Genomic DNA, 24,818 nt, shown 5'->3' on the forward strand with positions numbered 1-24,818 from the left:
ACTTTTAGGTTAACTTCTGCTATGAGCGAGCTCAAAAAATCTGGACGCAATTACGCCGAGGCGTAATTGATTAAAATGAACCTTCATTACTAAACTTCTCTTTTTACTCTAAAGTTTGGAAAATCGTCATATTTTCAAAGAAATCCTACCAAATAACTGGATTTGCTCACCATATTTATGTAAAATAAGATTATATTGATTTTTTAGGGGGCTTTATCAGTGAAAAAGAAGTATTATACAGTAGCCGTTGCTTCATTAGCGGCAACAGCAGTAGCGGTTGCACCAGCGGCAGCAGCAGAAGCATTTTCAGATGTAACAAAAAATAATGCACACTACGAAGGAATTACAGCATTACATACAGCAGGTGTTATTAGCGGTTATCCAGACGGTACATTCAAGCCAGCAAACGATGTAACACGTGGGCAAGCAGCAAAAATGATTGCAGGTGCTTTAGGTCTTGATACGAAAAATGTTGAAAATCCAAAATTAGCAGATCTTCCAACTACTCATCAATACTACGGCGCAATTGCAGCATTAGCAGAGCTTGGTGCGATTGAATTTTATGTAGATGATAATACGGTTGCACCAAATGAAGTACTTACACGTGGTGAATTTGTATTTATGTTAGTACAAGGTTTAGGTATTGAAGAAGAGATTGAAGTTGAAGATGCGGATAACACAATTACGCGCGGTGAAGTAGCAACATTGCTTTATGAAGCATTAAGTGATGATGAGGTTGTTGAAGAAGAGCAAACGACGACAGAAGATGCAGCAACAGTTGAACCAACAACTACGGATACAGCATTGTTAGAAACGGTTTTTACAAAAGCGATTGAAAAGCAAACAACTGTTGAAAGCATGAAAGCAACAATGACAATGACACAATCAATGACTTTCCAAGAAGGTACAGAGCAAACAACTGTTAATGCTAGCGGAAACATGAAAATGTCAATTGTTAATAAGCCAATGCAATTTTTCATCGAAGGTACAATGTCAGTATTAGAACCAACTTCTGGTGAAGCAATCGATATGCCATTAAAAATGTATATGACTGAAAAAGATGGTATGTACATGTATGAAGGCTTCACAAGCACTTGGATTAAATATCCTTCAGCTATGTTTGACGAAGTTTTAGCGCAAGCAGGTGCACAAGTAAACGCTGCTGAACAGCTAGCGATGCTACAAAAATTTGCATCTGATTTTAAACTAGAAGAAGCAGGCAATTACTATGTTTTAAAATTAACAGGTGATGGTAAAGGATTTACAGCTTTAATTCAAGAGCAATTAAATGCAATGAACCTAGGTTTAGGTGAAGAAGAATTAGCAGAAATGCAAAATATGAAGTTTGACCAATTCACTTATGAAATTAAAGTGAACAAAGAAACATTTGTTATTGAAGAAATGGTCATTGATTTAGGTATCGGTATTGATAGCGAAGGCGTTAAAATCAAGGTTACAAATAAATCGACAATCAAATATTCAGACTTCAACGCTGTAACAACAATTACAATTCCACAAGAAGTATTGGATAATGCAGAAGAACTAGATTTATCTGCAATTGAAGAAGTAGAAGCTACGAACGAAGAAGCAAAATAATATATGTGAAAGAAGTGTAGGGAATTTCCTGCACTTCTTTTTTGTCATTGCTTTCTTACAAATTAGTAAAAATTTTTTTCTTATAGCTTTTTATTCTGTATTCTCCCATAGCTTGAAAGCCAAGAAGTTTAAGCGGAGCTTTGTAGCCTTTTTGATTCATTTGATTTTTTTGCCTAAAATTTTCCTTAAAATGTGAAGTTATTGTATGAATACTGCGAATATTATAGCAATCTACCAAAATTTTATGTAGAATTTAATTATAAATTGATGAGCGATGGGGGACTTTCTAAATGACAATCAAGCGAAATAAATTTTATATAGCGTCAGCTATTGCGGTTACAGCTACTGTTGCTGCAACGCCTGCCTTAGCAGCAGATGTCTTTTCTGATGTCAAAGCAGGTGAGGCACATTATGAAGCGATTACAGCGCTACATACAGCAGGTATCATTAGTGGTTATCCTGACGGTACATTTAAACCAAATAATGATGTCACACGTGGACAAGCAGCGAAAATGATTGCAGGTATATTAGGTCTTGATACACAAAATGTAGTAAACCCCAACTTTGCAGATATTCCGACAACGTATCAATACTATGGGGCGATTGCCGCATTAGCAGCGCTCGATGCTGTAGAAATTTACGAAGATAAGACAATCGAGCCAAGTGAAGTGATTACACGTGGCGAGCTAGCATTTATGCTTGCACAAGCATTAGGTCTAGAAGCGGAAGGCGATAGCCCATTCACAGATGTACCAGCAGATAATGACTACGCCTATTTTGTAACGGCATTATATGAAGCGGGTATTGGACAAGGAATCTCGGCTACAGAATTTGGTGTTGACCAAAATGTAAAGCGTGGTCAGCTCGCAACACTTATTTTAAATGCAGCGAACTCGTTTATTACAACACCAGAAACACCAAAAGTAACAACAGAGGATACATTTAAATTGTCCCTTTTACATGTCAATGACACGTTTGGACATGTGGAGCAAATGCCGAAATTAGCGACAGCAATTCAAGCGCAACATGCAGTGAGAGACAATGTCTTAACATTGCATGCAGGGGATATATTTAGCGGTACATTATACTTCACTGAATTTTACGGCAAAGCAGATTTAGAAATGATGAATGCAATTGGCTTTGATGCGATGGTATTAGGCAATCATGAATTTGACTTAGGCAGTTTTGAAGAAGGACATGAAAAATTAGTTGATTTCATTAAAGGCGCAAAATTTCCAATCGTTGATGCCAATGTTGACTTCTCAGGAGATGCTAAGTTTACAGGCTTATTCTCAGACATCATTACAAGCGAACCTGAAAATGGCAAAATTTATACTGGCATCATCAAGGAAATTGACGGAGAAAAGGTTGGGATTTTTGGTTTAACAACGGAAGAAACAAAAGATATTGCCTTCCCTGATAAAATTACATTTTCCAATTATATTGAGGCAGCAAAAAAGGCAGTAGCTGCATTCGAAGGCATGGGTATCAATAAAATTATCGCCTTAACACATATCGGCTATAACGATAATCCGAATGTTGACAATGATATTTTATTAGCGAAAAATGTACCAGGCATTGATATTATTGTTGGTGGACATGACCGTGTTGTATTAGAAGAGCCATTTTTTGTTGATAGCAATACAGTTGGTGAGGCACAAGATGCGACATTAATTGTACAAGCTGGTGACTATGGCAAATATTTAGGTACACTCGATGTAACATTTGATGCAAATGGTATTATTACAGCATATGAGGGGCAATTAATTAACCTTGCTGAAGTGGTAGAGGATAAAGTAATAGCTGAATTATTAGCACCATATAAAGCGCAAGTAGATGCGGTAAGCAACAAGGAAATCGGTGTTACATTAGCGGAAACATTAGCCAACCCACGTACTAGCGAAAATAGCTTAGAAAGCGTACGCAACAATGAAACAGCACTTGGCAATATTATTACGGACGGTATGTTAGCGAAAACGCAACAATATACTGATAAGCCCGTTATTATGGCATTGTACAATGGGGGAAGTATTCGTGCAGAGATTCCAGCGGGAAATATTACAGTAGGACAGGTCATTCATGTACTGCCATTTGGTAATACATTAGCACTGATGGACGTGACAGGGGCTGAATTGAAAGCTGCCTTTGAAGTATCTGTGAAAGATGCACCACAAGAAAGCGGTGGTTTCTTACAAGTTGCAGGGGCCAAAATAACATTTGATTCATGGCAAGAGGCAGGCTCTCGCATTGTATCAATCGAATACATAGACAAAGCAACAGGTGAATACGTAGCATTGGAAGACGGTAAAACATATACAGTTGCAACAAATGTTTATATAGCTAAAGGCGGTGACGGCTTTGATATGTTTGCGAAAGCCTACGAAGAAGGCCGTGTAACAGATTTAGGTTTAGCTGACTGGGAAAACTTGCAAGAATACTTATTAACATTAAAAGAAATTACAACAAAGACGCAGGGGCGCATTATAGACTTGGCGAAACCAACTGAAGAAATAATAGAAGAGTAGAAAATCAGCTAAAATAGCTTGTAAAAAATGCTTGTCTCACATAATTGAAATTTCACTTTATAAATCACAAGCTCGAACAATGACGCATTCCAAAATTGTTCGGGCTTTTCATATGACAAATTTTAACGTAATGTAAAGTTATTTCGCGAATACTGCGAATATTATAGCAATCTATCCAAATTTCATGTAGAATTTAGATGTATGTTGTATGACGATACAATTCTATTAATGATGGGGGTAATTTTCAAGATGAAAAACAAACGAAACAAATTTTACGCAGCAACAGCTGCTGTTGCTGTTACAGCTACTGTCGTAGCTGTAACACCTGTATTAGCAGCAAGCTCTTTTTCCGATGTAAAAGCGGATAATGCACATTATGAAGCGATTACAGCATTACATGCAGCAGGTATCATTAGTGGTTACCCAGACGGTACATTCAAACCAAATAATGACGTAACGCGTGGACAAGCAGCGAAAATTATTGCAGGTGTATTAGGTCTTGATACGAAAGCGGTTGCAAATCCAAACTTTGCGGATATCTCGACATCGCACCAATACTATGGTCCAATCTCGGCATTAGCAGCACTGGATGCGATTGATTATTATGATGATAATACGGTAGAACCAAATGAAGCAATTACACGCGGCGAATTAGCGTTTATGATTGCGCAAGCATTAGGCTTAGAAGCACAAGGCGATAGCCCATTCACAGACGTACCAGCAGATAATGACTACGCCTATTTTGTAACAGCATTATATGAAGCAGGTATTGGTCAAGGGATTTCGGCTACAGAATTTGGCGTTGACCAAAATGTAAAACGTGGTCAGCTAGCAACACTTATTTTAAATGCAGCCAACTCGTTTATTGAAGTGCCTGAAGTAGAGGTACCAGAAGTAGAAGTACCTGAAGCGCCGGAAGTAACAACAGATGATTCATTTAAATTAACTGTTTTACATGTTAATGATACACACGCACGTGTAGATAAAATGCCTAAATTAGCGACAGCTGTAAAAGAACAACGCGCAGCGAAAGACAATGTTTTAACATTACATGCAGGCGATGCTTTCAGCGGTACATTATATTTCAATGAATTCCATGGGAAAGCTGATTTAGAGCTATTAAATGGAGTAGGCTTTGATGCAATGGTATTTGGTAACCATGAATTCGATTTAGGTTCATCGTCTGAAGGGCATCAAGCATTAGCTGATTTTGTAGCTGCAGCTAAATTCTCATTTGTTGCGGCAAATGTAGATTTCTCTGCGGATGATAAATTCACAGGTCTATTTACAGACTTAGTTTCAAGCGAACCTGAAAACGGTAAAATCTATTCAGGGATTGTGAAAGAAATTGATGGTGAAAAAGTAGGAATCTTCGGTTTAACAACAGAAGAAACAAAAGACATCGCATCACCTGATAAAATTACATTCTCAAATTATATTGATGAAGCAAAAAAAGCAGTAGCAGCATTTGAAGGTATGGGTGTCAATAAAATTATCGCATTAACACATATCGGCTATAACGATAATCCAAATGTTGATAATGATATTTTACTAGCGAAAAATGTACCAGGCATCGACATCATCGTTGGTGGACACGATCATACGAAACTAGAGGAGCCATTTGTTGTTGATACAAACACAGTTGGTGAAGCGAAGGATGTCACATTAATCGTTCAAGCAAATGAATATGTCAACTACTTAGGTACCCTTGATGTAACATTTGATGAGAATGGTATTGTAACAGAATACGATGGTAAGCTAATTGACCTTGGTGAAGTAGCTGAAGATGCAGCACTAGTAAAATTATTAGCGCCATATAAAGAGCATGTTGATGGCGTAAATAACAAAGAAATCGGTGTAACATTAACAGAAGCGTTAACAAATCCACGTGCAAGTGATAACAGCTTAGAAAGTGTTCGTAGCAACGAAACGGCACTTGGTAATATCATTACAGATGGTATGTTAGCAAAAGCGCAACAATATACAGATAAAACAGTAGTTATGGCATTACAAAATGGTGGCGGAATTCGCGCAGCAATTCCAGCTGGTAACATTACGGTTGGACAAGTAATTAACGTACTACCGTTTGGTAATACTTTAGCACTTATGGATGTAACTGGTGTAGAATTAAAAGCAGCATTTGAAGCATCGTTGAAAAATGCACCAAAAGAAAATGGTGGTTTCTTACACATTGCGGGTGCAAAATTAACATATGATTCATCGAAAGAAGTAGGTTCTCGTGTTGTAACAATCGAGTACTTCGATAAAGCTTCTGGTCAATACGTAGCACTGGAAGACGGCAAAACGTATACAGTGGCAACAAATGCGTTCACAGCTAAAGGTGGCGACGGATTTGATATGTTTGCGAAAGCCTATGCAGAAGGTCGCGTAACAGATTTAGGTTTATCAGATTGGGAAAACTTCCAAGAGCAACTGCTTTCATTAGAAAAAGTACCAACAACTACAGAAGGACGCATTGTTGATAGTGCGTTACCAACTGAAGAATAATAGATGATAGCGGTCTAAACTGATCATCAAACAATTTAAATAAGGTAGGTCCGAACAGTGATGAAGTGTAGGAATTTAGCACTTTGTGAGCTTGTTCGGGCTTTTCTTTTACGCTATAATCTCGTTATTGCGCCAAACATCCCATTAAATTATCAAAATTCTATTTTTTGTATAATTATAAAGAGTACAAAGTCATAGAATGTTTAAAAATGCAACAAGTCCATATTGCTAGAAAATTTACAACATTCGATTAGCAATATTGACATAGTATAAAAGAAATGAATATAATGGTATTGTGTGCAAAAGGGGGCTTTTTGTTTGAGTATTGGGAAGAAATTATACATATCTTTAGGTACATTAGTCGTAATTATATTCGGTATTTCGCTTTTTAGCTATTTGCAAATAACGAATGTAAATAATAAGTATAATGAACTAATAGATAGTCGTTTAGAGCAGGTTTATTTAGCTGCAGATGTACAGTCACGTATAGGGGGACAAGGGGCTTTTTTACGACAATATGTATTGGCGAAAGGCTCAGATGCATTGTCAAGCTTAGAAAAAGAGCAAGCTGCAATCGCTACTTCGTTAGAGCGATTAGATGAGGTTGTTTCAGGTGGCGAGATGCAGGAGTTATTAGCCCAATTAGTTGAAGCAAATAATAACTATAGTGATGCAGCTGCACGTGTAATAGGCTTAGTTGACGAAGGCAAAGTAGATAGTGCAATTCCGATACTGAATATTGAAGTGCGCAAAGTTCATAATAACTTGAGCGAAGCAGCAAATGCGATGCTCCTTTATAACAAAGACCGCTTTGCAGATACGCAAAAGCAAACGGGTGAGCAAGTACAACAAGTAACAGTCATTTTAACGGTTATTTCAATTGTTAGTATCATCGTAGGAATCCTAAGCGTTATCGCAATTAGTCGAGTGGTAATTATGCCGCTAAAGCAATTAGCGGGTGCGGTTGACCAAATTGCAACAGGAGACTTAACGGTTGATGATGTTACAGTAAAATCAAAGGATGAAGTAGCAACGATTGCCACATCCTTTAATTTGATGAAATCTTCATTGCGTGAATTGATTTCTGTTGCAAACGAGAATGCTGAGCAGCTTTCCAACATATCGAGAGAACTTACGACAAGTACAGCACAAGTATCATCGACATCTACAACGGTTGCGAGTAGCATAGAACAAATTTCAGCAAGCACACATGGATCATCGCAAATTGCAACAGACACATCTGTAGCGATGGATGAAACAGCATTCGGTATTCAAAATATTGCCGAATCTACTCAAACTGTACACAATGAAGCGCAAAATACGCAAGTAGTTGCGAGTAAGGGGCTTGTGACAATTGCAGATGCGAAAGAACAAATGCAAGATATTTATAGCTCGACAAAGTTAACGACAGAGCTTATTTCAAAGCTCATTACACATTCAGAGCAAATTCAGAGCATTTCCAATGTTATTACAGATATTACAGACCAAACCAACTTATTAGCTTTGAATGCGGCTATTGAAGCGGCAAGAGCTGGTGAACATGGTAAAGGCTTTGCTGTTGTAGCGGACGAAGTGAGAAAGTTAGCTGAGCAGTCAAAGTCATCAGCCAATTTAATCGTCAATTTAACAGCTGAAATTTTACATGAAACGAGAAATGTAGAAGGTGCTGTTGCCGAAAGCTTGCAACGTGTTGAAACAGGTGTGAAAGTCATTGAAGTGGCTGGTGATTCATTCAATCAAATTACAGGCGCTGTCGAAAATATGACAATGCTTATTGCGGATGCGTCTGCTGTGACGGAGCAAATTTCTGCTGCGACAGAGGAAGTTTCTGCATCTGTATCAGAGCTTGCATCGAATGTTAACGGTGTTGCGGGGAATACGGAGCAAATCGCGTTACAAATCGGCGATCAAGTAGCCTCAATCCAAGAGATTAACGCTGTATCGGCTGAGCTTGAAATTAAAGCAGAAGAGCTTGCGAAAGCGATTGCAAAATTCAAAATTTAGCCAGATTGATAAAGTGGGCAAGCCTAAGCAGTACAAACCAATACCAAGGTTTGTACTGCTTTTTGGTTGTTATTCAAATATAATGTAGAATATCGGTAGGGTTTATAAAAGTTCTTACTGATGGAAGGTTCACTTTGTCTCAGTAGAATCAAGGCAAAAGAATAAGTAAGCTGAAATTTTTTCAATAGGAGGAAAAAATGAGATTCAGTAAGCAACAGCAGCAATTTGAAAGCTTTTTAACTGATAAATTAAAAGGGAAAGTAAAGTTATATGCAACGGTGCATCGCAAGGCGCATGATCAGCCTAGTAAGCTATGGATTACGTATCATCAACAAGAAATATTACGCGCGGATGATTTAGCCTTTCAAGTGTATGTGAACCGACAATATGAAGAGAAAACAGTAAATTTAGCGAGAATCCCATATAACGAAAACTGGGCAATCATGATGCAATCAGAGGAACGGCAAGCGCTTGTGAATATCAGTGATCAAATTGAGCAGGAGGCGGTGGCGCAAGGGCTTTATCCAGCATGGTGGTTCTACCAAGCATTGGCTATTTTTTATACGCTGTCAATCGAGGATGCTTTATGTCATGAACACCCTATCATACAAGCTTTGGCAATGCTTGATCGCAGGCTCGGCAAGCGCAAACTCACAATATTGAAGCCACAGCACCTGCTCGTTGAAAAGTTTCATGCGTTACGCTGCGAAGTAGAGGGAATTCGAGTTTTATATAGCTCGTAGAAGTGTAAAGCAAAAAAATAGAAACTGTCTGAAAAGATAATCCCTTTTCAGACAGTCTCTTAAGCGTTACCAAGAAACATTGGCAACCATGCCCTCTTCATCATCGATATCAAGCGAGATTCTTGCGCTAATTGAATCGCGTTGTAGCTCTTCATCGATATAAAGGCGTAAAGCGGTAATAAAATTAACTGTATTGTACAGCTCAACTTGTCCATTGACATAGGCTTCAGCCGTATAGCCTGCTAAATCATCGTACATAAGCTCGACTTCTACATCGCTAGGCTGGACATGCTTAAAGCGTGCATGGAAAATGCAAATCGCATTAATTAAATCTTGCTCCATTAATTTTAGTTGTTCCATGTTTTAGTTGTCTCAGCTTTCTTTTTACGTGTCATCACTTGATAAATTTTAACACATAGGAATACGATGACCATAATAGCTGCGGCATTGACCATAAAGCCTAAAATGGAACCTAAAATACCTAAATCGCCAAATAGGCTACCGAATAATAAACCAGCTAAACCACCGATAAATAAGCCCTTCATTAAGCCACCAGATGTGAAGCCGCCTTTTTTCGTTTGTGCTGTATCATTGTTTGATTTATTTGTATTGTTTTGGTTTGTTGTTGCATTGTTATTGTCTTTGTTATCTTTTTGAATATTAGACTTATTGCTATCTTGTGAATTAAAGCCCTTTTTCCCTGATTTATAAGACTTTGCTTCTACTTGGTGGTCACCACCGAAAAAGATTGTTGTTCCTACACTTGAAAAGACAAGTGTAAATGCTAAAAATACTGCTGCTAATTTCTTCATTTCTTTCCTCCGTTATTCTTATAATCAATTGTGTGTCAGGTTTTTTTCGAACTTGTTCGAAAAACTCCTTTAATAGTATAGCAAAATAGCGAATCGAAGAAAAATAAATACGCTAAAATTTTATGAAAAATAACTGGAGCGTAATGGCTACAACGCTATGCTGATGTGAAAAAATATGGTATCGTTGTACAAGATGAAGGGGGAGGCAATATGTCAGCACAAAAGCATTATAACGGTCTTATTTTATTAGCATCATACATACAGCGCATTTACATAGCGGAAAAAATTAATGAACGCACAGGGCAGCAAACAGGCACAGCTCGTTTATCAACAGCAAAAAAATATTTAGACGAACTCAATATGATGATGCCTTTATTTGAGCAAACATTGGAATTAACAAATACACAATTAAATCGCGTAAAAGAAATAACAGCGAGCACGAAGCATTTAATGGAAGGCTATTTTCCACAACTACCCGCAACATTCGAACAGAAGCTTGTAATTGTGGGCTCTTCCTTATACGGTGAGCAAGCAATGAATGCAGGTGTTTTGCGTTTAGGGCAGCTATTTCAACAAGAGGTTGGCAAAGACTTTACGATGCGTGTAAAATTTTATGAGGAACGCACCCAATTTATTGATGCGGTCGTCCATACGCTTCATAACAAGGAAGAAGTAGAGGAAAACTTGCAGCAAATACTGGCGAATTGGTTTGAAGGCATCATGGCCAATCGTTCATATGTATTGCAGGATATGGATAAAATTGACCAATTTTTCGCTTGACGCATGTAACGTTCATTGTTAGAATAATGTAAATTCGATGAAAAAGACAGTAGCTATTTGAGTGAGTGCAAGCGAGTTAGGGACGGTGTGAGCCTAATACGATCAAAATAGTGAAGCGCACTTTGGAGAAGTTGCCTGAATAATGAAGTAGGGTCAATCGGGGAAGCTACCTCGTTAACAAGATGTAAGTGGTCACGTGATGTGACAACTAGAGTGGTACCACGGGAACGCACAGCTCTCGTCTCTATTTTTAGAGGCGAGGGCTTTTTGTATTAAATGGATATCAAAAGGAGAGAAAAACATGAAACAACAATTAGCCGCTTTAATTAGTGCAGCATTGCAACATGATTTATCATTAACAGAGGTCACAGCATTACTTGAAAAGCCAAAATATGAGCATTTAGGTGATCTCGCCTTTCCTTGCTTTACATTAGCGAAAAAATATAAAAAGTCACCAGCAATGATTGCGAGCGAAGTAGCACAACATATACAAGCAGATTTTATTAAAGAGGTGAAGGTAGAGGGAGCTTATATTAATTTTTATTTACAGCAGTTACCGATTGCACAGCAAGTGGTCACACAAATTCTCACTGAGCGCGAGCACTACGGTACACGCCCTGCTACAAAGGAGACAATTGCGCTTGATTTTTCAGCACCCAATATTGCAAAGCCGTTCTCCATGGGGCATTTACGCTCGACTGTTATCGGCAATGCACTTGCAAATATCGCTGAAAAAATGGGTTATCGTACAGAGCGTATCAATCATTTAGGGGATTGGGGTACACAGTTTGGCAAGCTGATTGTTGCCTACAAATTATGGGGCAATCAGGAAGCGATTGAGGCAGCTCCGATTGCTGAGCTCTTAAACATTTATGTGCGTTTCCACGAGGAGGCAGAGCACAATGAAGACTTGAACGAGCAGGCGCGCCAAGCATTTAAGGCACTTGAAGATGGCGATGAGGAGGCACATGCATTATGGCAATGGTTTAGAGATGCCTCTTTGCAGGAATTCCAATCGATTTACCAATTGCTTGGGGTTGCCTTTGATCACTATAATGGCGAGGCCTTTTATAACGATAAAATGGCGCGCATTGTCGCAGAGCTAGAAGCAAAGCAGCTATTGGTAGAATCGGACGGTGCAATGGTTGTTCCGTTAGCGGATATGCCACCATGTTTAATTAAGAAAAACGATGGTGCCACATTGTATGCAACGCGTGATTTAGCAGCGGCAGTCTATCGTCAGGAAACTTATGCACCAGTAAAAGTCTTTTATGTCGTGGGAAATGAGCAGTCGCTACATTTCAAGCAATTATTTGCGGTATTGCAGCAAATGGGCTACGAATGGGCAAAGAATTATGCACATATTCCATTTGGTATGATGTTGATTGGTGGCAAAAAGATGTCGACAAGAAAAGGAAAAATTGTGCTGCTAGCAGATGTCTTAAAAGAGGCAATCGCTACGGCTTTCCATAATATCGAAGAGAAAAACCCGACGCTTGTACATAAGGAAGAAGTGGCGCAAGAGGTTGGCATTGGCGCGGTTATTTTTAATGATTTGAAAAACGACCGCATGCACGATATCGATTTTGATATTGAGCAAATGGTGACATTTGAAGGAGAAACAGGCCCTTATGTGCAATATGCTTATGCGCGCATTCAAACGCTATTAAAGAAAGGTGCTTATGTAGCGAATCAGGAAGCAATCACTCATCTAGACGAAACGGCATGGCCATTAATTAAACAATTGCAGGACTTTCCAGACAGCGTAGCAAAAGCATTTAACGATGCAGATCCATCACAAATTGCTAAATATAGCTTGCAGCTAGCACGTAGCTTTAATAAATATTATGCACAAACGAAGTTGCTAAGCGCTGACGAATACCAGCAAGCACGTTTAGCTGTCGCACATTGCGTGGCGCTGGTGTTAAGCGAAAGCTTGCGTTTATTAGGCATTGCAAGCCCAAAGGAGATGTAGCAGTATGCAATTTGCCCTTTTAACAGATATACATGGCAATGCGGTCGCTTTACAGGCAGTGTTACAGGATATAGCGGTGCGCGGTGTAGAGCAAATTTATTGTACAGGTGATCTAATTGGTATTGGTCATCAATCGAATGAAGTATTGCAGCTATTAACGACTTTGCCACATTGTGAGGTAGTGAGTGGCAATCATGATGAGGCAGTGCTAGCGATTATCGGAGAACAGCCGTATCCGAAAAGTCATGCAGCGATTCGTGCACATCATGAATGGATTGCGGAGCGGCTTGACGAGGCATATATTCCTTTCTTACAGCAGCTACCCCGTGAAATAGAAAAAACAATAAATACGCAGCGCTTTTTATTCACGCATTATGCATTGAGAGGCAAGGGCATCCCTTTTCATGAAGACCCGTTCGCATCAATTCATGAGCCGTCACTCGAAAATATGGAAAAAATATTTCAGGATTATCCTGCTTATGATTGCATTTGCTTTGGACATCATCATCCAAAGCACTTCTTTCAAAGCAATGAAACGCTATATATAAACCCTGGAGCGCTTGGCTGTAACAGCAAAAATAAAGCGAAATATGCCATTTGTACAGTTGATACAGGAATTCATTGGAATTTTATCGAAGTGGAATACGATGCTGCTCCATTCCTCGCAGATTTTAAGCGAATGAATATTCCTGACAAAGAGTTTATTTTAAAAGCCTTTTATGAGCAATAATCCATTATTTCATCCGCAAGCTAATAAAAATAAGCAAAATCCCACTAAATAGGCACAGCATTTTCGATAGCGATATTTTATCTTGCATGCCAGCTAAACCGATACCTGTTGTGATAATAAAAATAATGGGACCGACAAGCGCAAGGGAAGTATTAACAACAAAAGCCTTTTCTAAATTGCCGAGCTTGTACATCAAAAGCGCGGCTGCAATATCGATGCTGCCTGATAAAATCCGTAGCCAAATCATATAGAGAAGTGCTAGTTCCAATCATGTCCCACCTTTCCTTGCTACTATATGAGGTGGGGGAGGGAAATATTAAAAGTGATTGACTATCTATTAAAAAACGTATAGATGGATGTAATAAAAAATTTAGAAGGAAAGGATGCAAATGACTAAACTACCTAAAATTTATTTGAGAGAATTAACGCTTCATGATGTAGAAGACCGTTATCAATGGTGTCTTGATAAAGAGGTAATCAAGCATTTAAATATGCCTGAGCAGTATCCACCTTTTAGCCGAGAAGAAACGGAACATTGGATTAAAATGTGTATTGCCAAAACAAATGGCTATGAACAAAAAGCCATTGTTACAGAAAAGGGAAAGCATATTGGTTGGATCGATTTAAAAAACATCGATAAACTTAACAGACACGCCGAATTAGGGCTAGCAATAGGCGATAAAGCTTATTGGGGAAAAGGTTATGGGCTTTCAGCAATGAAAGAGATGCTCTTGTGGGGCTTTAACGAGCTAAATCTTAATAAAATTTGGCTTAGAGTAGAAGTTGATAATGACAAGGCAATCAAGTCCTATAAGCGGATTGGCTATGTTGAAGAAGGTATATTACGACAAGACCGCTTAAGAAATGGTGAGTTTGTTGATCGTTTACGAATGAGTATACTTAAACATGAGTTTTTTTGATTAATATAATTTGTAAAAAAGCCTACACTTTATCGCAGTGTAGGCTGTCGTTTATTCAAAGAAAACTTTATCGAGGTTATACTTCGCACGCAATGTATTGATTGCATACGTTTCATAAATTTCACGTTCCATTGCGTCTTCGATTTCGTACACTTCGATTTTAAAAATTTCATCGCGATATTTTTTCATCGGTGACACATTGTCCTCGAAATGCTTTTTAATACGTTGACGAATTTTACGCGCTTTCCCAACAAATAAAAGTTCATTTTTTTCATTGTAGAAGAAGAAAATGCCGCCTTTTTCACGTGTGATTTTATGGAAATCAATAAAGCCGTGGAATGGCGTAATTTCTACATCCCCTGGTTTTACTACTTGTTCACGTTGACGAATGACAAGATCTGGTTTTGGTAATTCAATTTTAATCAAAAAATTCACGTCCCTTATTGTATTGAAGCTTTATTCTACCATGAATTACCGAGCTTGGCTATTATCAATCATCTTCCGCTGCATCATTGGAATAAAGCCCTTTTTCAGCTTGCACCCATGCCTTTAAATCTTTTCTATCAGAAGTTAACATACAAAAATTAATTGATTCAGATATAAAGTTTAAGAAAATTTGGGAAAGCGATTGTCGAAACCATCGTATTTTGTATTGTCAGTTAAATAAAAACGATGAAGGGATTCCAGCGCATTTTCATCCATCCGGCGAAGATAGTGCTATTGTTTTGCAAGGAGAGCTCACATACGATGTTAGCTTTGAACAACAATTAAAAGCAGTGGAAAATGATATTGTTTTTGGGTGGACTAATTATGTCCATGGCTACCATAATAGCAGTCTAACAGCCCTACATATTCTTATATTTGCTACACCAGAGCATAATGAAAGTATATATGATCCAGCATACTTACCAAAAGGGGAATATCCATCCATCCGCTTGGCTAAAATGACGTCAGATATGATGAAAATAACATCTGAGCGTATGATTTTTTCAACCAAACAAAGAAATATAGCACAGCATAACATGATGATTTTTGATTGCTATAAAAAAGAGCTACAAATAATGGAGCATCACGACCAGCCTGCATCTATCCAACCTAATAGCATAGTTATCCAATTTAAGGATAATGCCAACATGTAGTAAGATAAATTTAGAAAAAATAAATTCATATTATACGACACTAAGTTTTATAGATTTATTTCTCATTCACGTCCCTAAATATTATAAAACAATATTTAATTCTCGCACAATTTATAACAATAAACGCAAGTGCATATAATTGCAAATTGTATGTACTCTCCAGTATACTAAAACTATCACGTGATAGTTTGGAGGGATTCATTTGGGATCGAGATGCTGAAAATTGGGGAACTAGCTGAAATGACAGGAATTACGAAGCGCACAATCGATTATTATACGAATCTAGGTTTGCTGAAAGCTCAACGTTCTAGTTCCAACTACCGCTATTACAACCAAGAGGCAATAGAAAAACTGGACTTTATTGAAAAAAAGAAAAAAGAAGGGCTTTCATTAGAGCAAATTAAAGATTTGATTGAACCGAAAATGGAAGAAATCGATATTCAAGATATACGTGTGCAAATGCAACAGCTAGAAAAAGAGGTGGCATTGCTCGTGACAAAGTTATCAAAAGAAGACCAGCTTGCTCAACAAAGTATTGTAACAAAAATGAAGCAAGACAGTAAAACATTAATACAATCATTATTACTATTAATCACATAGGAGGTGAAGTCTTACGTTTCAAACGTAAGACAACTGATTGACGACCAGTATCAACTTAACCATTTTTATTATTTTATTAGCTCTAACTGCATTTTTCGTTGCAACAGAGTTTGCTATCGTAAAGGTGCGCCAGTCACGTATTGACCAGCTCTTAGCAGAAGGTGTGAAAAGTGCGCAATCAGCAAAGCAAGTAACGACACATTTGGATGAATATTTATCTGCCTGCCAATTAGGTATTACCGTAACTGCACTTGGTATCGGGATGGTAGGGGAGAAAACATTTGAGTTTATTCTGCATCCATTTTTTGAAATGCTCGGTATTGGAACAGATTATATTAAAATTTTCACTATTGGTGGGGCTTTCGTTATTGCAACATTTTTACATGTTGTTGTTGGGGAACTAGCACCAAAAACAGTGGCGATTCAAAAAGCAGAAAAAGTAACATTGCTGTTTGCAAAGCCAATTATGCTGTTCTATAAAATTTTATATCCTTTCATTTGGTTCTTGAATGGCTCTGCACGTATTTTAGTTGGCTTATTTGGTATGAAGCCTGCGAGCGAGCATGAGTTATCACATACGGAGGAAGAGCTACGCTTACTGCTTGCAGAAAGCTTTAAAAGCGGTGAGATTAATAAAAATGAATTGAAATACGTAAATAATGTTTTTGAATTTGATGATAAAATTGCACGTGAAATTATGGTGCCACGTACAGAAATTGTGGGCTTTGATATCAGTGCTAATTTCCGTGAAATCATTACACGTATTTCAGAGGAGCGCTATACACGCTACCCAGTTTATGATGGAGACCGCGATAACATCATCGGTTTCTTGAATATTAAGGAAATTTTAACATTAGGTATTAATAATCGAATTACAGAGGAAACATTTAAATTTGAAGATTTTATTAATCCTATTTTAAAAACAATTGAAACAATTCCAATTCACGATTTACTGACGAAAATGCAAAAAGAACGTGTGCATATGGCCGTTTTATTAGATGAATATGGTGGAACATCGGGCTTAGTGACAGTTGAAGATATTTTAGAGGAGCTTGTCGGTGAAATTCGCGATGAATTTGATGAAGATGAAGTTCCAGATATCCGCAAAGTAGGCGAGGGACATTATATTTTATATGCAAAAATGCTACTAGATGATGTGTCAAAGCTACTACATATTGAGCTAGAAAATCCCGATATCGATACAATTGGCGGCTGGTACTTCTCGCAAAATACAGATTTACTGGATGATGTTGTCATTGAATATGAAAATTATTCCTTTTCGATTTATGAAAAAGAAGATATTTATTTGCGCTATATTGAAGTGAAGAAAATAGAAAATGTGCAACCGATTGAAGAAATCGTAGAATAATTGACAAGAGGGCTGTCCAAAAATGGGCAGCCCTCTATTAATTCAAATATTAATTATTAATCTCTCCAAAAGTGATTTTCATGTTAGGGGCGTATATTAAAGAGGAATCCAGGTTAAATACTTGTGAAAACAGAAGTTCAGCCTCAAATTGTTCCTGTGCTTCCTTCAATGTAACCCCACGTTTTAGCAATTTTTCGATAAACTGATCTTTTTTTACAGGTTCTCCACCTATGCCTTCTGCTTTAAGCGAATCAAACAATTTTTGCTTCTCTTGCTTTTGCTGATCTGGATGGAGGAAATTCACTTTATCACTGACTCTGCACTCAATGTTCTTCACACCCAATTCAGCTAGATAGTTTGGTATTTTGGCTCCAACATTGCCATCAATTCCTGTACTCTCTTCGAATAACTTCTGAAGAATACCAAGTGGAACAATTTGTGATTGTTTATACCCTTCGAGTTCGTAGGACGACATACCTGAAATCCAGTGCGGCTCAAAACAAATTATTTTTCCAGCGTTAGCAATCGCATTTACCATTCGTTGAAGCATTTTTTTAGGTTCAGAAATATGTAATAAAAATGCATGACAAACAGCAATGTCATACTTACTCTTTAATTCAATCTCATGAGTATCTTCGACAAAGAACTCCGTTTCATATGGAAGCTTAGAGAAATACTCTTTTGCCTTATGAATAAGTTGTTGTCCTTTATCTATCCCAGTATATTTAGAGCCTTTCGGTAAAAGAGGTAATAATTTAAGCCCTAAATACCCAAATCCGCAACCAAAATCAATCATATGTACAGGTTTAGAAATTTTCCAAACAGACTTTACTAAAAAATCTAAATAGTCATCGTTATAATATAAATCTCTCGTTCTTTTCAGGTATTCAAGTTGGGTATCCCAATAGTACTCCTCCATATCCAAGCCCTCCCTATCTTTTTTAAAACGCTACTCAACTATACTACTCTGTTAATTTAAGTGCAACCCTTCGTTTCCTAAATTGCAATATATTGGATGTTGAAAGGCTCATTTGTTTTATAATAGTCATGAGGCATTCACTCCAATCAGGTTAGGTTGTTTAGTCGCTACCATTATGCCAAATTTGGGGAGGTGCCTCATTTTTATTTGTTTGAAACCCTTGATACTTAAGGGATGAAAATGATGAAATTAACTCATTTAAATTTTTTTAAAACAAGTGCTGCATTATGGCCTCCGAAGCCAAATGAGTTAGTTAGTCCTATGTTTATGTTAGCTTGACGTGCAACTGATGCTACATAATCCAAATCACATAATGAATCAGGATTTTCCAAATTAATTGTTGGAGGGATTATGCCTTCCTTTAAACTGATAGCTAAAGCAATGGCTTCCACGCCACCAGATGCGCCTAACATATGACCAAGCATAGATTTATTGGCTGTTACAGGAATCTGATAAACCTGTTCACCGAACAACTGTTTAATAGCTAGCGTTTCAGAAATATCCCCGACTTTTGTACTAGTTGCATGTGCACTAATAACATCAATTTCTTCAGGTGATATATTGGCATTTTTTAGAGCTGATTTCATCGCAAGATAAGCGCCCTTGCCTTCAGGATGTGTAGCTACGATATGATGTGCGTCTGAACTTGTACCATATCCAATGACTTCTGCATAAATTTTTGCGTTTCTGTGTAAGGCGTGAGATAAAGATTCTAGGATTAGAATACCGGCGCCTTCTGACATAACAAATCCATCTCGACTTTCATCAAATGGGCGACTAGCTTTAGTAGGTTCCTCGTTTCTTGTGGATAGTGCTGTGGCATTACTAAAACTTGCTAATGATAAATCAGTTATTGCTGCCTCTGTGCCACCAGCAAACATTACATCGACATCTCCAGAACGAATCAGTCTAAATGCTTCACCAATCGCTGTATTTCCAATTGCACAAGCAGAAACAGGTGACAATGAGGGACCCATTGCATTCCATTTGATGCTAATATGTGCAGCAGCAGCATTAGACATCATAGCAGGAACTAAAGTTGGACTAACTCTTCTTGGTCCCTGTTGCCTAAGCATATCAATATTCGCTATTAAGGTTTCAATTCCACCTATACCTGAACCTACATAAACACCCAACCTTTCTGCATTTACACCATTAGCATCTAAATCGGAATCTATCCAGGCTTGTTCAGCAGCCGCTAAAGCAAATTGAGAAAAACGATCTAACCGTCTTGCTTCCTTTCTCCCTAGTACTTCATCAGCATTAAAATCATGGACAACACCTGCAATTTTTGTTTTAAAGTGAGTAACATCAAATGTATTAATAGTAGATATGCCAGATTTTCCGTTAATTAGATTGTGCCAAAATGTTTGAATGTTATTTCCAATAGGAGAAACTACTCCTACCCCCGTAATCACAACTCTTTCCATTTTCCATCCCTCCAGATTAATATTATACTTATATCTTACCCTCTATTTATCCTATTACAAGTGACCATTTATCATAGTATAATTACTAATATGATAACAACGAAGAAGGGAGCTTTTAAAATTGGATGATAAAACTAGGCTAGAAGCTTTGTCTACATTTTTGAAAAATAAACGCGCTCAAATTAATCCAGAGTTTGTTGGTTTACCTGTAGGTACGAGAAGAAGAACACCAGGTTTACGCCGGGAAGAAGTAGCGCAATTAGCAGGGGTAAGTACAACTTGGTATACATGGCTTGAGCAAGGAAGAGATATAAAGGTTTCTTCAGACGTTCTCTATTGTATTTCTACAGCGCTAAACTTAAATAAGGATGAAAGGGACTATTTTTATAACTTAGCCTTAGAGGCAAAATCAGAAATTACCTCACCAAAAGAAGGGCAATCTGAAATTAGCCATTCTTTAAAAAAAATACTAACTGAATTAAAGTACTGCCCGACAATCATTACAGACCGATATTGCCATATTGTAGGCTGGAATGCTGCAGCTGCTCATGTTTTTTTGGATTTCGAAAAAATACCAAATGAACAAAGAAACCTAATCCGTTTAGTTTTTACTAGAAAAGAATTTAAAGCATTAGCTGTTAATTGGGAACATTTTGCAAAGGGCTTTCTTGCTATTTTTCGTACCTATTATGGTTATTATTTAGGTGATAAATGGTATAGTCAATTTATAGAAGAAATGAGCCAATCCCATTCGGAATTTCAAGATTTATGGCAAGCAAGTCAAGTAAGTAAGGCACCAGAAATGGTCATCGAATTCAGACATGCTAAAGTAGGAAAGATGTTATTTAATTTAACGTCTTTCCAAGTTCAAGGAGATATGGATTTAAGATGTAGTGTCTATACACCAATAGAGGAAACAGATACCGAAAATAAGTTAAAAAGACTATTGAAGAGCGTTTCTGTTGAAGATTAAGCTAATTTATTGGTTGTTGTTTTTACTGTAATTTGTTTGATTGCCCTCTCTAATAATAACTTTAATGCTGTATTAGCAATTCCTTTTCCGATATTTTTATATAACCAATATGACCTAGCTATTGATTATATAAAACGTAAAATGTCATATATTTCTCATTTTTGCTGTAAGGCCTCACTTTAAAATAGCTAGTGAAAACGAAATAATTAAGTGGAGGATGAGGTTGGTTAAAAGCGTCACATCCATGTGACAATATCGACATTAGCAAATCTTTTTTGTACCGAAAGCGGAGCGTCAGAAAACTTCCGCTGATTGAAGGTTCATTTTATTATGTTGAAAGAGGTTAATATATAATCCTCCTTAAGCAGTCGTTTAAAGGAGGATGTTTTCGGCTACACTCCACGATAAGGAGGTAGATGTTTTGTTATTATTAGAAACAGCGCTTGTAGGGCGTGAGGCAAAGTACGGTTTATTGCGCAGCCAAATTTGCAAATATGGCTTTTCAATTGGTGGCAATTGGGATTATGATCATGGCAGCTTTGATATCGCGCTATGGCGTGAAGGGGGAACAACCATTTATTTGCGAGCCCCTTTCGTTGTAGTGGAGGGGGAAATGGATTGCTATGACTGCATTATTCGCTTTCAAAAGCCCTTTATTATTAAGCATATCGTCAATATAGGATTGGACTATGACGAAAGCTCTTGGCTAGATGCCACAGGGGCAAGCCAATTCCAGTCACCAATTGAAAAGGATGCAGAAATATGTCAAAAAAGCAAATGGCGTACAGTAGGGCAAGAAGTCGTTGAAAATCAATTAATCCCTTATATTCATTAAAAAACAGGATTTGCTTTTCTCCTTCACGAATATAGATTGTAAGGAGGGAAGCGTATGAGAAGTTGGCAAAGTATTTTGTTTGAGCGATATTTGATTTGGCGTAAGACGAAGCAGAAATTTATAGATGTGCAAGAGATGGCGCTTTTTATTGAGGAGCGACGAAATGAGCCCACGTATGAGCTTGATGAAAAATTTCGTGTCAAGCATCAAATCACTAAAAATGAATGGGACGGCATGTTGTATTATGTATTAAATGAAAACATAGATGCTCGCAAGACGATTGTCTATTTTCATGGCGGTGCCTATATTAATGATCCACTTATTTTTCATTGGCGTTATTTAGTCAAATTAGCAGAGCGCACGCAGTTTCGCATTATTGTACCGATTTATCCAAAGCTACCACATTTTACGCATGAAACATTGTATGAGCAATTACATACTTTCTACGACATGCTATGTGAAAAGTATGAGCAGCCTTTTATTTTTATGGGTGACTCAGCAGGTGGGAGCATTGCACTTGCTTTCGCACAGGACGTGATGCTCCAACAAAAGCGCTGTGCCGAACAAGTCATGCTGTTTTCCCCGTGGCTCGACGTTTCTGGTGAAGATCCGCGCTACACAGAAATTGAAAAAATCGATCCGATGCTTGGTCTAGCTGGTGCGCAAATGCTTGGTAAACTATGGGCAAATACGCGCGACATTTCGCATCATTTAGTCAGCCCACTGCATGGTCCATTGCAAAATATCGGACGTATTACATTGTTTGTTGGAACAGGTGAGATGTTGCTCGTAGATGCACATCTATTGCTCGAAAAAGCAAAAAAGGAAGGCGTGGATCTGATTTACTTTGAATATCCAAAAATGAATCATGTCTTTCCAGTTTTCCCGATTCCAGAGGCAAAAAAAGTATGGAAGCAGCTATTGCCAATTTTGCTAAAATAGCTATTGTTTAGTTTTGGTATAGGTTTGTTTTGTATTCTGTAGAGGAACGCGCAAAATTTTACGAAGAAGGGGCTGGCTTAAGCTAGCTCCTTTCTTTGTTGCTGAAAAGATTTACGTCGACCATTTGATGTGAATCTTTTTTATTTTGCACACAGAAACAGCATGCCAAAGTGCATAAAAATAGAATGAAAGAAGGTGATACAGATGAGTGTGGAAACGGCAAATAGAAATATTACGGAGCTATTGCCTATCGGACAAACTGCTTGTCGATTATTATTTCAGGAATGCTATAAATCTGGAATACGCAATATTTTTGTAACCGAAACATATCGCTCACAGGCACGACAAAATTATCTTTATGCGCAAGGGCGTACAAGACCTGGCCCGATTGTGACCTGGACATTGAGTAGCCATCATCAATCGCGCTTAGCATGGGATATTGCTGTTGGTCCGCCGAATGTTTTGTATGATGCATCCATATTAAATAAAGTTGGTGTTATTGCGCGTAAGCTAAATATTACATGGGGTGGCGATTGGGTAGGAAGTGTAGACCGCGTCCATTTCCAAATCGAATCTACATGGAAAATACCTTCTGGCTACAAGTTAGAAGGGACAGTCACGATTCCGACAAGCAGCACATCACAAATTCAATTTGATAAGAAGGAGGAAATCCCCATGTCTCAGCTATGGAACCCAGGCAGTCCCGCGATGCAAACTGCTGCTGAAGCCTTTATTGAACAAGCGATAAAAGATGGCATCATTCAAGCAGTGCATTTACAGGATTTACAAAACAAGCAAATAACAACGGATCGCTTACTAGGTCTATATATTACAATTGATCAGCGACGAAATGCGACGAAATAAATAGAAGAGGGTGTCTGTTTCAGATAGGCCCCTCTTTTAAGTTTGGTTGAGCGAATTTGCTTGTCTTGCGTGCGAATTTCAATGTTTAACGTGCGAAAATGGGCATCCTGCGTGCGAATTGTTACCTTTGAACTAAATAATTTGAAAATGATTTCGACTTTTTGAACACACTCTTCCAAACAAATATTGCTATTTTTCTACATATTTTATAGTAACGCACCTCCAAATTATGTATAGTAGTAGAAGAGGAGGAGAATTTATGAAAAAATTATTACCATTTTTATTCGTCATATCTTTTATTTTAGCAGCTTGTAATAATCAAAATGTTGAAATCCAACTACCTGCGTCTTTTCTAGAAGGGCAAAATATAGACGATGTAATCGCAAATTTGAAAGAAGAGGGCACTAGCGAAATCAAGCAAAACGATGATGGTTCTTTGACGTACACCGTATCGAAGGAAAAGCATAAAGAAATGATGAAGGAATTAGAAGACGGCATTCTTGAAACAGTTGATGAAATTAAAAGCACAGATAGTTTCCCATCAATTAAAGATGTTGCTTACAACAAAAAATATACTGAATTTACATTAACAGTGGAAAAGGAAAGCTTTGAAGGAAGCTTTGATGCACTTGCTTCATTTGGACTAGCTATCGCTGGCATGTACTACCAAGTTTTTAACGGCGTAGATGCAGACACATACAAAGTCACAATCCATTACAAAGACGAAGCAAACGGTGAAATTTTCAATACAACGGTTTACCCAGATGATTTAAGCGACTAGTAATTAGGAAGGATTGTCTCAAAAACATGCCTGTGCATGGCTTTTTGGGACAATTTTTATTTTACTCTTATATGAGTTCGATTCGTGGTAAGAATGGATAAAGAACAGCGAAAAACAGAAAGTATCTAGATTTCGAAAGGAATTTGTATTTTTCCGATCTCTATAAAAGAGTCATTTCCAAAGTAAAAGAGGCTATCAATAACTTAAAAGAAGAGCGAATGACAAAGCGTTTTGTCTAATACTTAATATGTACATAACGAGAAATAAAAAATCAGATGAGCTCTTAATACTTGTTAAAAATATTTTAATGTGT

At 37.7% G+C, this 24,818-nt stretch carries 23 protein-coding genes and 1 other annotated feature; of the genes, 17 read left to right on the forward strand and 6 right to left on the reverse strand.

Going from position 1 to position 24,818, the window contains the following annotated elements; all coding sequences use genetic code 11:
* Positions 1-219: 219 nt before the first annotated feature.
* The 5 genes from C9J34_RS00915 (at position 220) to C9J34_RS00935 (ending at position 9,376) form a co-directional block, all read left to right on the forward strand.
* Entirely contained in the window at positions 220-1,596 is a 1,377-nt protein-coding gene (locus C9J34_RS00915; protein ID WP_107837971.1) for an S-layer homology domain-containing protein, read from the forward strand.
* A gap of 290 nt (positions 1,597-1,886) precedes the next feature.
* On the forward strand, positions 1,887-4,121 hold the full coding sequence (locus tag C9J34_RS00920) for a 5'-nucleotidase C-terminal domain-containing protein (protein WP_107837972.1): 2,235 nt from the start codon (positions 1,887-1,889) through the stop codon (positions 4,119-4,121).
* A gap of 249 nt (positions 4,122-4,370) precedes the next feature.
* Positions 4,371-6,629 carry a 5'-nucleotidase C-terminal domain-containing protein gene (locus C9J34_RS00925; protein WP_107837973.1) on the forward strand — a complete coding sequence of 753 codons (2,259 nt, stop codon included), beginning with the start codon at positions 4,371-4,373 and terminating at the stop codon, positions 6,627-6,629.
* A 318-nt stretch (positions 6,630-6,947) separates the two neighbouring features.
* On the forward strand, positions 6,948-8,633 hold the full coding sequence (locus C9J34_RS00930) for a methyl-accepting chemotaxis protein (RefSeq protein ID WP_193768845.1): 1,686 nt from the start codon (positions 6,948-6,950) through the stop codon (positions 8,631-8,633).
* A gap of 197 nt (positions 8,634-8,830) precedes the next feature.
* A complete protein-coding gene (locus C9J34_RS00935) occupies positions 8,831-9,376 on the forward strand; it encodes an SF0329 family protein (protein ID WP_107837975.1) in 546 nt (181 codons plus the stop codon).
* Between the two features lie 66 nt (positions 9,377-9,442).
* Here the strand turns inward: C9J34_RS00935 and C9J34_RS00940 are convergent, their stop codons facing one another.
* Positions 9,443-9,736, reverse strand: a complete 294-nt coding sequence (locus C9J34_RS00940; RefSeq protein ID WP_107837976.1) for a YxcD family protein — start codon at positions 9,734-9,736, stop codon at positions 9,443-9,445.
* A complete protein-coding gene (locus tag C9J34_RS00945) occupies positions 9,724-10,188 on the reverse strand; it encodes a hypothetical protein (RefSeq protein ID WP_107837977.1) in 465 nt (154 codons plus the stop codon). Before C9J34_RS00945 ends, C9J34_RS00940 begins: the two co-directional genes overlap by 13 nt.
* 210 nt (positions 10,189-10,398) lie before the next feature.
* Between C9J34_RS00945 and C9J34_RS00950 the strand changes: the two genes are divergently transcribed.
* The 3 genes from C9J34_RS00950 to C9J34_RS00960 all read left to right on the forward strand — a co-directional run bounded on the left by C9J34_RS00950 (position 10,399) and on the right by C9J34_RS00960 (position 13,673).
* Positions 10,399-10,968: a hypothetical protein gene (locus tag C9J34_RS00950; protein WP_107837978.1), complete on the forward strand. Its 570-nt coding sequence runs from the start codon at positions 10,399-10,401 to the stop codon at positions 10,966-10,968.
* Between the two features lie 28 nt (positions 10,969-10,996).
* Positions 10,997-11,217 (forward strand) — a binding site (T-box leader).
* Between the two features lie 52 nt (positions 11,218-11,269).
* Positions 11,270-12,943, forward strand: coding sequence for an arginine--tRNA ligase (argS, locus tag C9J34_RS00955; RefSeq protein WP_107837979.1), 1,674 nt, complete (start codon positions 11,270-11,272; stop codon positions 12,941-12,943).
* 4 nt (positions 12,944-12,947) lie between these two features.
* On the forward strand, positions 12,948-13,673 hold the full coding sequence (locus C9J34_RS00960) for a metallophosphoesterase family protein (RefSeq protein ID WP_107837980.1): 726 nt from the start codon (positions 12,948-12,950) through the stop codon (positions 13,671-13,673).
* Between the two features lie 4 nt (positions 13,674-13,677).
* On the opposite strand, the gene C9J34_RS00965 is transcribed toward C9J34_RS00960, so the two are convergent.
* The gene (locus tag C9J34_RS00965) at positions 13,678-13,941 is read right to left on the reverse strand and encodes a DUF2619 domain-containing protein (RefSeq protein WP_338016176.1); all 264 of its coding nucleotides are present in this window, start codon (positions 13,939-13,941) and stop codon (positions 13,678-13,680) included.
* A 115-nt stretch (positions 13,942-14,056) separates the two neighbouring features.
* Between C9J34_RS00965 and C9J34_RS00970 the strand changes: the two genes are divergently transcribed.
* Positions 14,057-14,593: a GNAT family N-acetyltransferase gene (locus C9J34_RS00970; protein ID WP_107837981.1), complete on the forward strand. Its 537-nt coding sequence runs from the start codon at positions 14,057-14,059 to the stop codon at positions 14,591-14,593.
* A 51-nt stretch (positions 14,594-14,644) separates the two neighbouring features.
* Here the strand turns inward: C9J34_RS00970 and C9J34_RS00975 are convergent, their stop codons facing one another.
* On the reverse strand, positions 14,645-15,019 hold the full coding sequence (locus C9J34_RS00975; protein ID WP_107837982.1) for a nucleotide excision repair endonuclease: 375 nt from the start codon (positions 15,017-15,019) through the stop codon (positions 14,645-14,647).
* A gap of 221 nt (positions 15,020-15,240) precedes the next feature.
* Between C9J34_RS00975 and C9J34_RS00980 the strand changes: the two genes are divergently transcribed.
* The 3 genes from C9J34_RS00980 (at position 15,241) to C9J34_RS00990 (ending at position 17,701) form a co-directional block, all read left to right on the forward strand.
* Positions 15,241-15,732: a cupin domain-containing protein gene (locus tag C9J34_RS00980; RefSeq protein ID WP_107837983.1), complete on the forward strand. Its 492-nt coding sequence runs from the start codon at positions 15,241-15,243 to the stop codon at positions 15,730-15,732.
* A 213-nt stretch (positions 15,733-15,945) separates the two neighbouring features.
* Positions 15,946-16,332 (forward strand): MerR family transcriptional regulator, encoded by a 387-nt coding sequence (locus tag C9J34_RS00985; RefSeq protein WP_107837984.1) that lies wholly within the window; start codon positions 15,946-15,948, stop codon positions 16,330-16,332.
* A gap of 37 nt (positions 16,333-16,369) precedes the next feature.
* Positions 16,370-17,701 carry a hemolysin family protein gene (locus C9J34_RS00990; protein WP_107837985.1) on the forward strand — a complete coding sequence of 444 codons (1,332 nt, stop codon included), beginning with the start codon at positions 16,370-16,372 and terminating at the stop codon, positions 17,699-17,701.
* A 49-nt stretch (positions 17,702-17,750) separates the two neighbouring features.
* On the opposite strand, the gene C9J34_RS00995 is transcribed toward C9J34_RS00990, so the two are convergent.
* Positions 17,751-18,620: a methyltransferase gene (locus tag C9J34_RS00995; RefSeq protein ID WP_107837986.1), complete on the reverse strand. Its 870-nt coding sequence runs from the start codon at positions 18,618-18,620 to the stop codon at positions 17,751-17,753.
* 254 nt (positions 18,621-18,874) lie between these two features.
* Entirely contained in the window at positions 18,875-20,110 is a 1,236-nt protein-coding gene (gene fabF / locus C9J34_RS01000; protein WP_107837987.1) for a beta-ketoacyl-ACP synthase II, read from the reverse strand.
* Positions 20,111-20,231: 121 nt separating this feature from the next.
* Here fabF and C9J34_RS01005 point away from each other — a divergent pair, with 121 nt between their 5' ends.
* From C9J34_RS01005 to C9J34_RS01025, 5 genes are all read left to right on the forward strand, one after another.
* Entirely contained in the window at positions 20,232-21,083 is an 852-nt protein-coding gene (locus C9J34_RS01005) for a helix-turn-helix transcriptional regulator (RefSeq protein ID WP_107837988.1), read from the forward strand.
* A gap of 421 nt (positions 21,084-21,504) precedes the next feature.
* Positions 21,505-21,918 carry a YugN family protein gene (locus C9J34_RS01010; RefSeq protein ID WP_107837989.1) on the forward strand — a complete coding sequence of 138 codons (414 nt, stop codon included), beginning with the start codon at positions 21,505-21,507 and terminating at the stop codon, positions 21,916-21,918.
* A 54-nt stretch (positions 21,919-21,972) separates the two neighbouring features.
* On the forward strand, positions 21,973-22,860 hold the full coding sequence (locus tag C9J34_RS01015; protein WP_107837990.1) for an alpha/beta hydrolase fold domain-containing protein: 888 nt from the start codon (positions 21,973-21,975) through the stop codon (positions 22,858-22,860).
* Positions 22,861-23,064: 204 nt separating this feature from the next.
* Complete coding sequence (locus C9J34_RS01020; protein WP_107837991.1) at positions 23,065-23,724, forward strand: M15 family metallopeptidase; 660 nt, start codon at positions 23,065-23,067, stop codon at positions 23,722-23,724.
* Between the two features lie 259 nt (positions 23,725-23,983).
* On the forward strand, positions 23,984-24,505 hold the full coding sequence (locus C9J34_RS01025) for a hypothetical protein (RefSeq protein ID WP_107837992.1): 522 nt from the start codon (positions 23,984-23,986) through the stop codon (positions 24,503-24,505).
* Positions 24,506-24,818: the final 313 nt, after the last annotated feature.

Origin of the sequence: Metasolibacillus meyeri, from assembly GCF_003049505.1 — a bacterium.
GTDB lineage: Bacteria > Bacillota > Bacilli > Bacillales_A > Planococcaceae > Metasolibacillus > Metasolibacillus meyeri.

Excerpts from the sequence above, each read along its gene's own strand:
- C9J34_RS01015 (WP_107837990.1), top strand. The coding sequence starts at position 21,973 with ATGAGAAGTTGGCAAAGTATTTTGTTTGAGCGATATTTGATTTGGCGT.
- argS (WP_107837979.1), top strand. The coding sequence starts at position 11,270 with ATGAAACAACAATTAGCCGCTTTAATTAGTGCAGCATTGCAACATGAT.
- C9J34_RS00970 (WP_107837981.1), top strand. The coding sequence starts at position 14,057 with ATGCAAATGACTAAACTACCTAAAATTTATTTGAGAGAATTAACGCTT.
- C9J34_RS00945 (WP_107837977.1), bottom strand. The coding sequence starts at position 10,188 with ATGAAGAAATTAGCAGCAGTATTTTTAGCATTTACACTTGTCTTTTCA.
- C9J34_RS00960 (WP_107837980.1), top strand. The coding sequence starts at position 12,948 with ATGCAATTTGCCCTTTTAACAGATATACATGGCAATGCGGTCGCTTTA.
- C9J34_RS01025 (WP_107837992.1), top strand. The coding sequence starts at position 23,984 with ATGAAAAAATTATTACCATTTTTATTCGTCATATCTTTTATTTTAGCA.
- C9J34_RS00940 (WP_107837976.1), bottom strand. The coding sequence starts at position 9,736 with ATGGAACAACTAAAATTAATGGAGCAAGATTTAATTAATGCGATTTGC.
- C9J34_RS00935 (WP_107837975.1), top strand. The coding sequence starts at position 8,831 with ATGAGATTCAGTAAGCAACAGCAGCAATTTGAAAGCTTTTTAACTGAT.
- C9J34_RS01020 (WP_107837991.1), top strand. The coding sequence starts at position 23,065 with ATGAGTGTGGAAACGGCAAATAGAAATATTACGGAGCTATTGCCTATC.
- fabF (WP_107837987.1), bottom strand. The coding sequence starts at position 20,110 with ATGGAAAGAGTTGTGATTACGGGGGTAGGAGTAGTTTCTCCTATTGGA.
- C9J34_RS00995 (WP_107837986.1), bottom strand. The coding sequence starts at position 18,620 with ATGGAGGAGTACTATTGGGATACCCAACTTGAATACCTGAAAAGAACG.
- C9J34_RS00920 (WP_107837972.1), top strand. The coding sequence starts at position 1,887 with ATGACAATCAAGCGAAATAAATTTTATATAGCGTCAGCTATTGCGGTT.
- C9J34_RS00925 (WP_107837973.1), top strand. The coding sequence starts at position 4,371 with ATGAAAAACAAACGAAACAAATTTTACGCAGCAACAGCTGCTGTTGCT.
- C9J34_RS00950 (WP_107837978.1), top strand. The coding sequence starts at position 10,399 with ATGTCAGCACAAAAGCATTATAACGGTCTTATTTTATTAGCATCATAC.
- C9J34_RS00985 (WP_107837984.1), top strand. The coding sequence starts at position 15,946 with ATGCTGAAAATTGGGGAACTAGCTGAAATGACAGGAATTACGAAGCGC.